Source organism: Streptomyces sp. NPDC026246, from assembly GCF_055567995.1.
The window spans coordinates 45,663-60,628 of record NZ_JBVHPJ010000012.1 but is presented as its reverse complement, the minus strand read 5'-3'; the positions used below and the strand labels follow the sequence as shown (position 1 = coordinate 60,628).

Sequence of the window (14,966 nt, the reverse complement as noted above, 5' to 3'; positions counted from 1 at the left end):
CGAGACCTCGACCGCCCTCCCGTAGGAGTCCGCCATGGTTCGCGACGTGACCGACCTGAGGACCGATCTGCCCGTCTGGGCAGCTCCCATGGCGGGCGGCGCCGGCACTCCCGCGCTCGTCACCGCCGCGGCCCGCGCCGGAGGACTCGGCTTCCTCGCCGGCGGTTACAAGACGGCGGCCGGCCTTGCCGAGCAGATCGCCGCAGTCCGGGCCGACACCGCGGTCTTCGGCGTCAATCTCTTCGTCCCCCGTCCCGTCCCCGTCGCCCCACAGGCGTACCGCTCGTACGCGCGTGCTCTCCAAGCAGAGGCCGACCGCTACCACCTCACCCTGGCCGCCGACTCCATGACCGAGGACGACGACGCCTGGGCGGACAAGATCGACCTCCTCCTGCGGCGGCCCGTCCCGCTCGTCTCCTTCACGTTCGGTCTGCCCGACACCGACATCGTCCGGGCATTTCAGGACGCGGGCACCCTCGTCGCGCATACCGTCACCAACCCCGCCGAGGCCCGCTCCGCGGCGGAGACCGGCGCTGATCTGCTGATCGTCCAGAGCCCCGCCGCCGGCGGGCACTCCGCCACCTTCACCCCCGAGCGGCCCCTCACCCCCATCCCACTGCCCGACCTGCTCAGCGATGTCCGGAGCACCACCCCGCTGCCTCTGATCGCCGCCGGCGGCATCGCCACCCCGTCCGACACTTCTGCCGCCCTGGGCGCCGGCGCCCAGGCCGTCATGGTGGGCACCGTCCTGCTCCGCACCCATGAAAGCGGTGCGTCCGCCCCGCACAAGGCCGCCCTGGTCGACCCCGCGTTCACGGACACCACCCTGACCCGGGCTTTCACCGGCCGCCCCGCCCGCGGGCTGCGCAACCGCTTCACCGACACCTACGAACCCCTGGCCCCGCTCGGCTATCCCGCGCTGCACCACCTCACCGCCCCACTGCGCAGAGCCGCCACCGCCGCGGGAGACACCGATCTGATCCATCTGTGGGCGGGCACCGGCCACCGCGAGGCGCGGGAGGAACCCGCCGCCCGGACGCTCACCCGCCTCGCCGCGCACGGGTGACCGCGGCGCGCTCCTGACTTCCGTCTTGCGGCCCGTGCCCGGTGAGCCCCCGTCCCGGCCGACCGGGCATTTCGGCCGGATGCGAGCATGAGAGTGCGGCGCGACCCCCGCGATGCCGCCGCACAGGACGGCGCCGCCGGCCGGAAGCGTGACGGACGACCGACGGTGTGGCGCACGACACGGGAACGCGACCGGGCCCGTGGAGAGAACCAGATGTGAGTCCTACAGAACCCAGTGAGTCGTTGCGGGCGCGAGTACGGGCGGGGGACCGTGCGGCGTTCGCGGACCTGTACGACCAGAACGCCCGCGCCGTATACAGCCATGCCCTGCGGCTGACCGGCAACTGGTCGGAAGCCGAGGAAGTGATGTCCGAGACCTTCCTCGGTGCCTGGCGTACCCGGGAGTCGCTGGAACCGGAAGGCGGTTCCCTCACACCGTGGCTGCTCGGCATCGCGACGCACAAGGCGCACAACGCCAACCGCGGTCTGCGCCGCCGGCTCGCCTTCCTCGCGCGCACCCCCCAGCCCCGGTCGGTGGCGGACTTCGCGGACGAGACGGCCGGCCGGATCGACGACGCTCGCCGCCTGGCCTCGGTCCACGACGCCCTGCGTCAGCTGAGTCGTCCCGACCGCGAGGTGATCGCCCTGTGCGTGGGCGCCGGGCTCGACTACCGGCAGGCCGCCGAGGCGCTGGGCATTCCGGTGGGCACCGTGCGGTCCCGGCTCTCCCGTGCCCGGCAGCGACTGGCCCGGTACAGCGCCGGTCCGGCGTCCGGAAGAAGCGCGGAACCGCGTGAGTGTCGCGGAGAGAAGGAAGGTGAGGCCGCGATCGCGGCCCTGTATCTGCAGGAGGAGACCCGATGAATGCCGACAACCTGCCCGCCGGCCCTGCCCTGAGTGAGGCGGAGGAACTGCTGGTGGCCTCGGCCGACTGGGACCTCTCGCCGAGTCGCCGTCTTCACCACAAGGACCTTCTGATGCAGCAGATCGACCGCGACAACAGCGCTTCCGGCGCGGGCTCGTTCGCCCCTTCCCGCCGCGGGGTGCCGCGCCTGGCTCTGGCGTTGCCCGCCATGTCACTGGCCCTGGCCGGTGCTCTGGCCGTCGCGTACTCCGCGGGCGACCACGGCTCCGTACCGGAGGCCGGGCACACCGCTTCGGCACCGGTCCGGGCCAATGCCGCGACCGTCACTCTCGGCCGGATCGCCGCCGCGGCGATGAAGACGGACGCGACGCCGGTGAAGGAGGACCAGTTCGTGTACGTCCAGCGCCTGGCACGCGAGAACAAGGGAACCTTCGGCGGTCGTGCGGTGCTCGGTGCGGCGCACAAGGAAGAGATCTGGACGGCTCAGGAGCCGGGACGCGCGGCGACGACCGGCTGGCTCCGGTCGAGCGGTGAAGACGCCGTGATGCCCGGTCAGCTGATTCCCCTCACGTCCGCGACACCCGTGGGCCCCGGTCTGTGGTACCCGACCTACACGTGGCTGGCCTCACTGCCCACCGACCCGGACGGCCTGCTCGAAGCGCTGTACGACCAGACCACGGTGGAGAAGGGCGAATCGGAGGACGAGGCCGTCTTCAGGACGATCGGCGATCTGCTGGGCAGCGTGATCATGCCGCCCGAGACCGCTTCTGCCCTGTACAAGGCCGTCGCCCGCATCCCCGGCATCACCCGGATCTCCGACGCCGTCGATGCGGCCGGGCGTCACGGCATCGGCATCACCCACAGGGACCCCGCCTCCGCCACCCGGTCCGTGCTGATCTTCGACAAGGACACTTTCGCCTACTTCGGCTCGCAGGCGTACTTCACCCGGAAGGCGGGGGACGCCGGGGACGACGTGCTGTTCGGCACCGACGCCGTCATGCAGCGCGGGGTCGTCGACCGGCAGGGGGATGTGCCCGCCAAGACCGCCGGCTGACGCCCGACGCGCAAGGTGCGGGGGCGGGCGGTCTGCCTGCACGGGTGGGGCGTTCGGGCTCGTCCGGCACAGCACCTCGTGACCGGACGGCCGGTGCCTCCTCGGTCATGCGTCAGTCCGGCCGGCCCCGCGAAGAACGCGCGTCCGCGTGCAGGGCGGGACACCATCGACATGTGAAGCGTCGGCGCGGTCGGACCGAACACTTCTTGGAGATGTCCCCTGGAGAACCGGCACGTCGTGCGGGACGGCATGTGCGGCCACGTGTTCCGGGGGCCGTTCAGGGCTTCGCCGCTTGACTGCACGTGCGCCTCGGCATGGGTAACATGCGCAGCGACATCCATTACGAGGGAGTGAACGGTTGTGACCAGCCAATCAGCCGCCACCCTCCGGTCGCGGTACGTAGTACAGGCCGCGTCGGATCTGGAAGACAACCGTCGCCGCCAACAGGAACTGGCCGAGAAGATCAAGATGTTGGAGCAGGAGGAAGCCCTCCTGGTGGACATCCTGACTCTGGCCGAACGGTACGAGACCTCGTCGGACCGCTCACCCCTGCCCGAGCAAACCCAGGGCGAACCCGTGCTCACACGGAAGCCGGGCCCTCGCGCCGTGTCCAGGGGCAGAGCCGCCCGACGTGCGGCGCGGACCGGCAGAGGCCCGGCTGGGGGTGCCGCGAAGGGGAAGTCGCGGCAGCCCCTGCTCGGCGACCTGCTGATGGGTCTTCTCGAGGGCCATCACGAGCCGCGCCTGGCGAAGGAACTGCGCGACGAGTTGCTGCAGAAGCACCCGGACCGGAACCCCACGCCGCAGGTCGTGCGCAACACTCTGGAAGCGCTGGTCGCCAAGGGGCGCGTCCGGCGCCACAAGCAGCAGCGCTCGGTGATGTACACCCTTGCGAAGTCGACGGCACGTGCGAACGCCGGCAGCGGGGCCGACGCGTCGGACGACGCCCGCTGACTCACCGGTCGACGATGACCGGCCCCACGAACACATGGACGCGCCGCGTCGGGCCGTCGTCCCGGCGGGGCGTGTCGACTCCCGGTCCTCGTCCGCGCGGCGCGGCCCGCCGCCAGCCACCGGCCCCTGGAGCACCGTTTCCCTCAGACTCGTCATCTGTTCGATGGCGCCACGAGCCGGATCGATGAGGAGTCCGTCGGCTCCGGGTCCTTGACGCGGAGACAGCGAAGCTGAGGCGATTGACGCCGTCGCGTCCCTCGGTGCATCGCGCTTGGACCCGTAAGGGGACCCGCCCCGGGAGACTGCGGGGATGAGCGGTAGCTTACGGCTTGGTCCGCGCGGCGCACGTGGCCCGGACCACCGTCCGCACACGTTCCGACTGGAGTCCGCACATGTTCAGCATCACCGTTCGTGACCATCTGATGGTCGCGCACAGCTTCCGCGGAGATGTTTTCGGCCCCGCTCAGCGGCTGCACGGAGCCACGTTCCTCGTGGACGCCACCTTTCGTCGTCCGGAGCTGGACAGCGACAACATCGTTGTCGACATCGGTCGGGCCACCCAGGAGCTCGGTCACATCGTCGAAGCATTGAACTACCGCAATCTCGACGACGAGCCCGACTTCGAGAACGTGAACACCTCGACGGAGTTCCTCGCCAAGGTGATCGCGGACCGTCTCGCCGACCGCATCCACAAGGGAGCGCTGGGTGAGGGCGCACGGGGTATCACCTCCGTCACCGTGACCCTGCACGAGTCGCATGTCGCGTGGGCGTCCTACGACCGGGCCGTGTGACACACGCGGGACATGTGCCCGAGCCCACTCTGCCCGAGGAACCATGTGTGTCCTGTGCGGTTCACCTGCGGGACACACATGTTGCTAGCCTGTCTCCGCCCGCCGGAGAGGTCACCGCCAGGCACACAGCAGCGCAGACGGGAGAATCGGTATGGGCAGTGTCCTGCGAGACAACGCTCTCATCAGCATCGACGACAGCGTGCACCTGGTTTCAGGCAGCAACACCAACTGGGTGATCGTCAAGGACGGCGACAACTGCACCCTGATCGACACCGGGTATCCGGGCGATCGGGACGCGGTGCTCGCCTCCCTGTCCGCCGTAGGGCTCGCTCCCGAGGCCGTGAGCGCGGTACTGGTGACACACGCTCACAACGATCACATCGGAGCCGCCGAGTATCTCCGGGCCGCCTACGGCGTCCCGGTCCTGATGCATGAGCTGGAAGTCCCGCACGCCCGCCGGGACTTCCTCGATCAGGTGACCGTCGGGCAGGTGCTGCTGAGGGCCTGGCGGCCCGGCGTGCTTCCTTGGGCCCTGCACGCCCTCCGGGCGGGCGGCACCGCTCACGTACCGGTGGAAGAGCCGGCGGTCTTTCCCTCGCACCGGCTCGACCTGCCCGGCGGGCCCGTGCCGGTGCACACACCGGGTCACACCGATGGGCACAGTGCCTATCTTCTGCCCGGCAATGGCATCCTGGTGAGCGGCGACGCACTGGTCACCGCTCATCCGACGTCGCGGATCAAGGGTCCGCAGCTCCTGCCCGCGATGTTCCACACCGACCGTACCCGGACTCTCGAATCACTGTCCGTCCTGGAGTACCTCGACGCGGACACCGTGCTGCCCGGCCACGGGCCCGCTTATCGCGGGACGGTCAAGCAGGCAGTGGGATTGGCGCGTGACCGCGCCGTGCACTGAACCGTCGGCCGGCCGACACAAGGCTCCGTCCGAGTTCTCCATAGGCTGGGACCACTGATCCGCAGCGGAGCTGTGTGTGCAGTACGGGTCCCCGTGTGGGCTTCCTCGCCGGACCTCACGTCCCGGTGACCGCAATCGGCGGTAACCGCCTTGACCAGTGACAGACTTCGAGGCATCATGCTCGTATAACCCGTTGAAGAGGTTACTCCGGGGTCTCCCTGACCGCGGGTCCCGTGCTTCCCCCGGCGCGGGACCCGCACCCCGGCCGTGCCGTCAGGACGAACGCAAGGGACGTGACCGACTCCGATGACACTTCCTGACGAGCACGGCATGGCGCACTCCGCACATGCGGCGGCTTCTCGCGCGGCGCTCACCGGCCCGGCCGGCCCGGCATGTGGCCACCCGTGGCCCGACGCCACGGACGTATGGACCTGGTCGGGCACGGTGGTGACAACCGGGTACAGGCCAGCGCCTTCCGACCTGTGGTGACAGTCCCGTGGCCGGTTCGCGAGGGCAATCCGTGTGAACCTGTCGGCCGGGCTCCTGCGTTTACCCAGTGTGTGCCACCCGCGCTTCGATCACGAGGCAGCGGGACATGAGCTGTACCACGTGGGCGCGCCGGTCAGGCGTCTTCGGGCTCGGCATGATGTCCGGTCCCGACCCGCCGAGGCGAGGACGGCCTCCGGCCTGCTGTCGCCGACTGACCGCCTCTGTGCTGTGAAGGGTAGGGAAGACGATGGCCGGGCTGAACCACCGGCAGAGGATTGACGAAGCCCTGCGGGACGGTGCGGCGGAAACCGTGCTGGACGTGGCAGTGGACGCGTTCCACGTCTGCTCCGGGGATCTCCTCGGGCTGTGGGGAGGGATGGTGCAGCATCTGGGACGTCAGCCGGCGGCGTCCCGGTCGCGGGTACTGCAGGTGCTCCCGGCTCGGTACGCGCGGACCGCCGCCTCCTCGCCGCTCCGGCTGGGCCTGCTTCACCTCTGTGCGGTCCTGGACCGTGGTCTGCCGGTCGAGTGGATGGTGGCGGAGCGCCGGCAGACGGTCGCCACGCTGGAGACCCGCTGGGTGGTCGACGACCACGCCCTGCTCTTCCTCGTCCGCGCCGAGCGGGCCGCAGGCCGTCCGCTCAGCCCTGCGGTCGTGGCCACAGTGCGCAGATCGGCGCAGGTGACCGGTGATCCGGCGTGGTTCGCCCTGGCCGCCCGGTGGACCCAGCCGGCGCTCAACCCGGGGGAACGGTGGGCCGATCTGGCACTGGCCGACGTCGCGGAAGCCGGGCCCGCCTGGCACGCGCTCCTGACACACGCGGCGACCGTACGCACCAGCACGCCGACGGCAAAGTGGAAGCGGGCGGCCCGTGACATGATCACCGGCCTGGGCGAGGAGAGGGTGCGACGACGCGTGCTGTCCTGGCTGTCCGCAGTCGATGCGGGGCGCAGCCCTTCGCCTGCCGTGGTCGGGACCGGACGGTGGGCACGTGCCGAGGATCAGCTCGATCCCTTCAACGCGCACGCCGTGCGAGGCCTCGTCTGGCTGCTCTCCTGCACCCGCTCGCATGAGGACACCGTGGCGACTCTGGGCGGGTTGGTCACCACCTGCCTGCAGCAGGTCACCGGGCGCGGGCCACGCAACGCGCGCGTGGCCAACACGGCTGTGCGGGCCCTCGCCGACCTCGGTGACCGGTCCGCCCGGGACGAACTGTGCCGGCTGGCCGGGCGCACCCGGAACCGTGTGACCCTGCGGCTGATTCGCAACGCGCTGGCAGCCGCCGGCGGGCCCTCCGCCGAGGGGGTGGCCGAGATCCCGGCGCCCGCGCCCGAGCGCCGGGTATCACCGGAGTTCAGCTACGGGCGCCACGGGTGACGACGGCGTCGCCACCCACCGTCAAGTGACTGATGCCGCCGGGCGCACCGGTGGGAATCAGTCGTTACCGACACCTCGCACTGCGGAGGGGAATTCCGTGACGAACGGCGAACAGTCCGGCTTCGGGATACGCCGGACAGCGCTGCAGAAACTGCCCGCACTCGTTCTGAGGGTGTTCCGCGTGGTGGACGGCCTGCCCCAGCAGCCCACGCGAGCCGAGTTCCGTTTCGACGCGTCGACGCCCATGACCGTCTCTGTCACCCTCACGCCGTGGCGGGGGCCGAGCGTCACCTGGCACATCGGCCGTGAACTGCTCTACCGCGGGCTGTTCGAGGAGAGCGGCGAAGGTGACGTCCAGGTGTGGCCCATGCACTCCGACGAGGGGGAGGCGGCCTGGCTGCTGCTCGAGTCGAAGGACGCGAGCGCCGTGTTCGAACTGCCCGCCGCCGAGGTGGCGGAGTGGCTCGACGCCAGTTACGGCATCGTGGCGGCCGAGGTGGAGATGGACGCCCTGGACTGGGACGCGTTCATCGAGTCGGTGCTGGACGACCCGGAGCCCGACCCGACCGCGTGAAGCAGTCCGTCTCGCGGCGCCCCAGGGCTGCCCACGCGACTCCCCCGCCCGTCACCGGCCCGGTGTCCCCGGTGACGCATTCCGGCCGGCGGCGCGGTGGGCCACCAGGGGGTTGCGCATTCGGCAGTCACTGGCCAGAATGGTTACGTGAATCATGCCTTTCCCTGCGGGACGTTGCCCCTCGACTTCGTCGGCACGCTGCGCGCACGACGCAACGCCGCGCCGGGGGAGAAGCTGGCTTCCCCCGAGCTGCTCGACGACTGGTTCGTGGAATCCGGAATGGTCGATCTGCCGCCGGGCGCCGGCGAGGCAGACCTCGCCATCGCCGTGGAGTTGCGTGAATCGATCTACTCCCTGGTGTCCGCCCGTCTCTCGGGGGAGCCGCTGCCTCCCGAAGCGGTCACAGAGGTGAACCTCCACGCTTCCGGACTGCCCGTGACACTGCGGCTCGGACCCGACGGCGTGACGCGTACGGGCTCGGTCGCACAGGGCCTCGCCGCACTCGCCCGCCAGACGATCGAGATCCTCGGCGGTGACGACGGGGCGCTGTTGCGCGAGTGCTCCCGCCCCGAGTGCACCCAGGTCTACCTCGATCGTTCCCGCGGCCACCGGCGGGAATGGTGTGCCATGAAGACCTGCGGCAACAGGGTCAAGGCCGCCGCCTACCGGGCTCGCAAGCAGGAATCGATGAGCTGATCCGGTGGCTCCGGGCCGGTTCCGTGCCGGCCCGGAGCCACCGGATCAGTGGCCGTAGCGCCGGGCCGCCGCCGACGGGGCGAGTGCCGGGTTTGCCGGGCATCGCCCTGACGGTGATCACCGATCGTTGCCTTCCAGGCGACTGCCGTCCGCAGTCTGCGGGAGCAGATCCACCGTGTTCCGCAGGTGCTGGAGGACGGCGCCGCTGTCCGCGACGAGAGACTCCAGGGGATGGCGCCCGTGTGCACCGGGGAACAGGATCGCCCTCTCGTAGGCCCTGGTGACCACGTGCTGGGTGAGCAGGGCGGCCCGCCGGATCCGTACCGCCAGCGGATCACGCGCCGCGAGGACGACGAGCCGCCCGCGGCCGGGACCGTTGTATCGCTCCGCCGTGAACGCCAGCCGTTCGTGATGCAGCAGTGCCGACAGTTCGGCGGCCGCCCTGGTGGGGGAGAGGACGGGGATGGCCGACGGGTTCGAGCCGAGGGAGGCCAGTTCGTCGGTCAGGCGGACCGCCGCGCCCACCGCCATGCCGGCGGCGGCTGTCCACAGGAAGGAGGCGTCCTGGTCCAGCAGCGGGGTGCCGCCGTAGCAGGCGGTGAAACCGGCCGGTACATGGACGTCGTCCAGGTGGAAGACGGCGCGCGGGGCGACCGGCGCCGACACCACGCGCAGGCCTGCGGGCCGCGGCAGGACCTTCGAGGCGATCACGAAGACGTCGGGTCGATCCGGTGACGCTGCCGCGGATCGTCCGGAGTGCGCGGGCCATCGACCGGCGAGCGGCAGTGCCAGCCACCGCCCGACCGGTGTACCCGGCGGCAGGCGCCACGTCCCGGACAGGGAGTACCCGCCCGGGGCCGGCCGGGCGATGGGCAGGCCGCCCGGACCGTCCTGTGCGACGGCGTGGGGCAGGGGAGCGGCCCAGTTCCAGTGGGAGGTGAAGGATGACCATGCCAGGCCGGGAGCGGAGCGGCCCGCGCGTTCGTACCCCTCGAAGACCGCGGCCGGGGCGAGCCAGGGGCCGATCGCAGGCCGCGGTCCGTCCGCGTTCCCGGTCGCCGTCGTCCGCCTATGCGGCTCGGTCATCGCTCGCGAGCCCTGCTTCCCCCGTCACATGCTCGTCTCCGGCACGCGTGCCGCCCGTCACTCGGCCGTGGAGGGTGAGCACGACGTTCTCCATGGCCTCTCCCGCGGCGAACCGGTGCAGCTGCCGGACGAGGAACTCCTCGGTCATACGGGGAAACGCATCGGTGAAGGCCGCCACGTGCGGAGTGATCAGCGCGCCGGGCAGCGTCCACAGCGGGTGGCCGGGCGGGAGGGGTTCAGGAGCGGTGACGTCCAAAGCGGCCCGCAGCCGTCCGTCGCCGACTTCGCGGGTGAGCGCATCGGTGTCCACGAGTTCACCGCGGCCCACGTTCACCACGTGCGCGCCGTCCTTGAGCAGGGCCAGCTCCGCGGGGCCGAGCATGCCGTGCGTCTCGTCGGTCAGCGGCGCACACAGGATGACGGCGTCCGCCGCCGGCAACAGGGCGGGCAGTTCCGCGACACCGTGCACGCGGCCGGCGGCGGTGGTGCGCGCGCGCCGGGCCACGGGGAGTATCTCGCATCCGAACGGGCGGAGCCTGGCGGTGACGGCGCGACCGACGGAACCATGGCCGACGACCAGAACCCGTTTGCCCAGCAAGGTGCGCCAGACACCGCGCGCCCAGCCACCCTCGGGCTGTCGGCGCACGAAGTCGTCGATGCCTCGTGACAGTGTCAGCAGCAGAGTGACCGCCAACTCCGCCGTCGCACCACTGTGCACACCCCGTCCGGTGGAGACACGGAGTCCTGACGGCAGGCTCTCCACCAACGGCACGATGTGCTCGTAACCCGAGCTGAGGAGCTGCAGCACTTCCAGGCGGGTGGTCAGCTGCAGCAGGTCGCACAGCTGTTTCTCCGTGCCGGGCGCGGTCGGTCCCACCAGGAACCGCACATCCGCCGGATCACCGGGCAGGCTCGGCGAACCGTCCCAGTAGTGGTAGGTGAGTCCGTCCGGGAGGCCGGCGATCCTCTCCGGACGATAGGGAAGCCAGACGGTCCTGCCGTCTTTCATGGTGCATCAGCTCTTCTGGTTCGGCCTTCGCCGGTGCGCGTTCACGACCATCACGCGGGCGGAGGGCGCGGGGTTCACGTGAAGGCGGTCACAGCGGCCCGTGGCCCCGGCCGTCGTCGCAGTGCCCGGACCGCTCCGAGCATCCCTGCAGCCGCTGCACTCCGCACCTGTGGGAGCCCGCGTGTGCGGGCTCCCGTTCGCCAAGGCGAGTGCCTCAGTCGTCCGACTGGAAGATCGACAGCACCCGCAGCGCCTCCAGGTAGATCCACACCAGCGTCATGGTGAGACCGAAGGCCGCAACCCACGACTCATCGCGCGGGGCGCCGTAGGCGATGGCGTCCTCTACCTGCTTGAAGTCCAGAGCCAGGAAGCACGCTCCGAGGAGGATGCCGACGACACCGAAGACCACGCCGAGACCACCGCTGTTGAAGCCCAGCCCGTCACCGGCACCGAACGCGGAGAAGAGAAGGTTCGCCACCGTCAGCAGCAGGAAGCCTGTCGCCGAGGCCAGAACGAACCCGTAGAACCGTCGGGTGACACGGATCCAGCGCATCCGGTAGGCGATCAGCACGCCGGCCGAGACGGCGAAGGTGCCCAGAACGGCCTGGACGACCACGCCCGGTGCGATGTAGGTGGACGTCGCACTCGAGATGACGCCGAGGAAGACCCCCTCGAAGGCGGCGTATCCGAGGATGAGCGCTGGCGAAGGGCTGCGCTTGAACGCCTGGACGAGTGAGAGGACGAAGGCGACCAGGGCGGCGGCGACGGCGATGCCGTAGGAGCGGCCGATGCCGGCCTCGTCGACGGGCAGAAGGAGCCAGGACAGCACGGCGGTCAGTGCCACCGTGCCGAGGGTGGAGGCGGTGCGGACGACGACGTCGTCCACGGTCATCGTGACCCGGTCGGCCGTCTCGTCCTTGACCAGGCGTATGCGTCCGTCGGCCGCGTAGGGGTTGACCGTGTGGTCGACGGTGGAGCCGACGCCGGTCGGCTGCAGCCGGTCGGCGTCGGTGTACGCGCGATCCGGGGAGCGGGTGAATCCGCTCCGGGCGAAGATCGGGTTGCTGGACTTCACGGCATTCCTCCTAGTCCGCCGCGCGCGGCGGCCTGTGTGGTGCGTTCCGGCCGTCGTGCCTCGGCTTGTCCGCGGGAGGCGCCCCGGGGGTTCGCGGTACCGATCGACTGGACGCGTCACCATTCTGACTGGTGACGAGGAATGGCGCAAGGGGTATCACCGGTTTAAAGGGTGACGATTGAGTGCGTCCGGAGTGTGAGGCTCTCAGCGCAGTGCCCCCACTTCCAGGACTGCCGACGCAAAGGCCCCGGGAGCCTCCTGGGGGAGGTTGTGTCCGGCACCCGGAACCACGTGGTGCACCCGGGGCCCCGTGAAGTGAGCGGCCGAAGGCGTCCCGTCGGTGGGCGGCGTGACGCCGTCGGCCTGGCCGTCCAGGGTGACGGTGGGGACGGTGATGGGCGGTTGCCCGGCCAGTCGCCGCTCGATCTCGGCGTAGCGGGGGTCGCCCGGCGCGGCTCCGAGCCGGTGACGATAGCTGTGGATCACGACGTCCACGTAGTCGGGGTTCGTCCACAGAGCCGCCGCCTGGTCGAGCTCGGCCTCGGTGAACCGCCACTGCGGCGAGTTGCGGTGCCACACCACCCGCGCGAACTCCTTCGGGTCCCTCTGAAGGCCGAGCCGGCCGCGCTCGGTGAGGAAGTAGAAGAAGTACCAGTAGCCGGACTCGATGGCCGGCGGCAACGGCTGCTGCGCCTTGGCGATGTCCTGGATCAGGTAGTTGTTCACGGAGACGAGGCCCAGGCAGCGCTGCGGCCACAGCGCGGCGGCGACATCGGCCGCCCGCCCGCCCCAGTCGTAGCCGGCGAACACGGCCCGGTCGATGCCCAGGGCATCCATGAAGTCCATGTGGTCCTTGCCCAGCGCGCCCTGCTGCCCCGACCGGAACGTGTCCTTGTGCAGGAAGCGGGTCCCGCCATGGCCGCGAAGGTAAGGGACGTAGCACCGGTACCCGTGCCGAGCCAGGGCGGGGGCGACCTCTGCGTACGAGCCCACCGGGTCGAACGGCCAGCCGTGGGAGAGGATCACCGGTGTGCCGCGGGCAGGGCCGACCGCGTGATAGGCGATCTCCAGCGTGTCGGTGCGGACGTGACGGATCCCTCCGAGCCCCGTCGCAGACCGGATCCGGCCCGCGTCCCTCGTCGGTGCCGGGGCATGCCTTCCGGTGACCGCCGAAGCCGGCCTCGCCGCCGCCGTCGCGAGGGTCGCTCCGGAGGCCATAGCGGTCATCGCGTACGCAAGTGCTCGCCTGCTGATCATTGCGGCTGTCCCGCTTTCCTTCGAGGCGCCCGGGAGTACGGAGAGTGCAGGGCGCGTCACCGGTTGGAATGGTGACGAGGTTGGCTGATCGGGCTTCGGCTGTCAAGCGGAACCGCGTGGACGCAGCGCGGTCGCGGGGAAATCGCCTGCACGGGCGGAAGTGTGCAGCGGGAGGAGAGGCAGGACGCGCTGTTCCGCCCTCGATTCCGAAAGCGGAACAGCGCGCCGGCCGCGAATGGCGTGTGCACCCCGCCATCCGGGCGTTGCCGGCGCGCCCACAGAGGTAGCCGGCCAATCGGCCTGGTAACCGTCCCCACGCCCGGGCCGACCCGCCCGGCCGCCGGTCCAGTGGCGCCGAGCGGGGCTGAGGAGGCGGCCTCCCCACATCGGGGAAGCATGTGCGGAGGCCGCTGTCCCGCCACCGACCCAGCCAATGAGCACTCGGCGGCGGGAGTCTCCAATCAGACAACGGGACAGGAGGGCGGCAGGGTTCACGGTCGGCTGGAAAATGATCCGCGGCCTGGTCGCTTGTGGACCGGCAGGGCACCGCTCGAGCGCGAAGCACTGTGGAGGCGCAATTCGGCTCACTTCACGAGGCCGGCGCCCCGCCGCGGCCGATCCGGCTCACGGGCCCGCCTTGCCGTCCTGTCGTGACGAGCGCCGGCTCGAGCATGAACGAGCCGGATGGCGACGGCGGTGAGTTCGTCGAGAGCCAGCGGCGCCGACCGGCCGCGTCATTGCCCGGCTCGACCTGCGTCTCGATGGTGGCCGGGCTTCCACGTTTCGGTCGGCCGTCGTCGTGCCTCGGTCGGCCGTCGTCGTGCCTCGGTCGGCCGTCGTCGTGCCTCGCCAACGTCCCGGTCCGCAATGGGGCCCGACCGATGATACGGTTGCCTGTCACGCTATCACCTGTCAAGATGGTGACGAAGTGTGAGTCGGCAGAAAGGTGATGCGCCATGAGTGACGTCGAGGAGCGGGCGCTGCTCGCCGGTGGCTGCTTCTGGGGTATGCAGGAGCTGATCCGGTCGCTTCCCGGTGTGGTGCGCACCCGGGTCGGCTACAGCGGCGACAACGACAAGCCGCACCCCACCTACCGCGACCACGGCCGGCACGCCGAGTCGATCGAGATCGTCTTCGATCCCACGGCCACCGACTACCGCGCGATCCTGGAGTACTTCTTCCAGATCCACGACCCCACCACCAGCAACCGCCAGGGCAACGACATCGGGGTCAGCTACCGCTCGGCCATCTTCTACCTCGACGAGGAGCAGCGGCGGGTCGCGCAGGACACCATCGCCGACGTCGAGGCGTCCGGGCTGTGGCCGGGGCCGGTGGTGACCGAGGTCGTCCCGGCCGGCGAGTTCTGGGAGGCCGAGCCGGAGCACCAGGACTACCTGCAGCGCTACCCGGACGGCTACACCTGCCACTTCCCGCGCCCCAACTGGCGGCTGCCCAGGCGCGCCGAGGCTTGAGGAACGCGGCGGGACCGGGGAGGGCTACACCTGGCCTTTCCCGGTCATGCCGTCCTGGTGGCTGCGGCGCGGGCACCGGAGGGTGAGGGTTCGGCGACCGCATACGCATCGCCGGCGCTCGCAACTGCTCTGCTGATGTCCAGGCTGTCCTCGCCGCCCGAGCCGCCGTCTCGCGCTCCCGGTGCCGGGGGGACGGAGCTGGCACGCGGCACCGAGGCGGTGCCGCGCCCGAGTCCGTCATCGACGGGGTCGCGGCTCCGAGCCGCCCTCGCCACGTCGATCGTCGCA

At 70.7% G+C, this 14,966-nt stretch carries 14 protein-coding genes; 10 read left to right on the top strand and 4 right to left on the bottom strand.

Going from position 1 to position 14,966, the window contains the following annotated elements:
* Positions 1–34: 34 nt before the first annotated feature.
* The 9 genes from ACZ4M5_RS26945 to ACZ4M5_RS26905 all read left to right on the top strand — a co-directional run bounded on the left by ACZ4M5_RS26945 (position 35) and on the right by ACZ4M5_RS26905 (position 8,779).
* A complete protein-coding gene (locus ACZ4M5_RS26945) occupies positions 35–1,066 on the top strand; it encodes an NAD(P)H-dependent flavin oxidoreductase (RefSeq protein WP_467740379.1) in 1,032 nt (343 codons plus the stop codon).
* 242 nt (positions 1,067–1,308) lie between these two features.
* Positions 1,309–1,929 carry an RNA polymerase sigma factor gene (locus ACZ4M5_RS26940; protein WP_467740600.1) on the top strand — a complete coding sequence of 207 codons (621 nt, stop codon included), beginning with the start codon at positions 1,309–1,311 and terminating at the stop codon, positions 1,927–1,929.
* The gene (locus ACZ4M5_RS26935; RefSeq protein ID WP_467740378.1) at positions 1,926–2,984 is read left to right on the top strand and encodes a CU044_5270 family protein; all 1,059 of its coding nucleotides are present in this window, start codon (positions 1,926–1,928) and stop codon (positions 2,982–2,984) included. The genes ACZ4M5_RS26940 and ACZ4M5_RS26935 overlap by 4 nt, the downstream gene beginning before the upstream one ends.
* Before the next feature lie 360 nt (positions 2,985–3,344).
* Positions 3,345–3,938 carry a hypothetical protein gene (locus ACZ4M5_RS26930; RefSeq protein WP_467740377.1) on the top strand — a complete coding sequence of 198 codons (594 nt, stop codon included), beginning with the start codon at positions 3,345–3,347 and terminating at the stop codon, positions 3,936–3,938.
* Between the two features lie 392 nt (positions 3,939–4,330).
* Positions 4,331–4,729, top strand: a complete 399-nt coding sequence (locus tag ACZ4M5_RS26925) for a 6-pyruvoyl trahydropterin synthase family protein (protein WP_467740376.1) — start codon at positions 4,331–4,333, stop codon at positions 4,727–4,729.
* A 151-nt stretch (positions 4,730–4,880) separates the two neighbouring features.
* A complete protein-coding gene (locus ACZ4M5_RS26920; protein ID WP_467740375.1) occupies positions 4,881–5,642 on the top strand; it encodes an MBL fold metallo-hydrolase in 762 nt (253 codons plus the stop codon).
* 808 nt (positions 5,643–6,450) lie between these two features.
* Positions 6,451–7,509 (top strand): hypothetical protein, encoded by a 1,059-nt coding sequence (locus ACZ4M5_RS26915; RefSeq protein ID WP_467740374.1) that lies wholly within the window; start codon positions 6,451–6,453, stop codon positions 7,507–7,509.
* A 97-nt stretch (positions 7,510–7,606) separates the two neighbouring features.
* Entirely contained in the window at positions 7,607–8,083 is a 477-nt protein-coding gene (locus ACZ4M5_RS26910) for an SsgA family sporulation/cell division regulator (RefSeq protein ID WP_467740373.1), read from the top strand.
* Between the two features lie 147 nt (positions 8,084–8,230).
* Complete coding sequence (locus tag ACZ4M5_RS26905) at positions 8,231–8,779, top strand: CGNR zinc finger domain-containing protein (protein ID WP_467740372.1); 549 nt, start codon at positions 8,231–8,233, stop codon at positions 8,777–8,779.
* A gap of 117 nt (positions 8,780–8,896) precedes the next feature.
* Here the strand turns inward: ACZ4M5_RS26905 and ACZ4M5_RS26900 are convergent, their stop codons facing one another.
* The 4 genes from ACZ4M5_RS26900 to ACZ4M5_RS26885 all read right to left on the bottom strand — a co-directional run bounded on the left by ACZ4M5_RS26900 (position 8,897) and on the right by ACZ4M5_RS26885 (position 13,206).
* Entirely contained in the window at positions 8,897–9,865 is a 969-nt protein-coding gene (locus ACZ4M5_RS26900) for a hypothetical protein (RefSeq protein WP_467740371.1), read from the bottom strand.
* Complete coding sequence (locus ACZ4M5_RS26895; RefSeq protein WP_467740370.1) at positions 9,849–10,874, bottom strand: 2-hydroxyacid dehydrogenase; 1,026 nt, start codon at positions 10,872–10,874, stop codon at positions 9,849–9,851. The genes ACZ4M5_RS26900 and ACZ4M5_RS26895 overlap by 17 nt, the downstream gene beginning before the upstream one ends.
* 214 nt (positions 10,875–11,088) lie before the next feature.
* Positions 11,089–11,949, bottom strand: a complete 861-nt coding sequence (locus ACZ4M5_RS26890) for a Bax inhibitor-1/YccA family protein (protein WP_467740369.1) — start codon at positions 11,947–11,949, stop codon at positions 11,089–11,091.
* 204 nt (positions 11,950–12,153) lie between these two features.
* A complete protein-coding gene (locus ACZ4M5_RS26885) occupies positions 12,154–13,206 on the bottom strand; it encodes an alpha/beta fold hydrolase (RefSeq protein ID WP_467740368.1) in 1,053 nt (350 codons plus the stop codon).
* A 956-nt stretch (positions 13,207–14,162) separates the two neighbouring features.
* On the opposite strand from ACZ4M5_RS26885, the gene msrA reads away from it, so the two are divergent.
* Positions 14,163–14,678, top strand: a complete 516-nt coding sequence (gene msrA / locus ACZ4M5_RS26880; RefSeq protein WP_467740367.1) for a peptide-methionine (S)-S-oxide reductase MsrA — start codon at positions 14,163–14,165, stop codon at positions 14,676–14,678.
* Positions 14,679–14,966 lie beyond the last annotated feature (288 nt).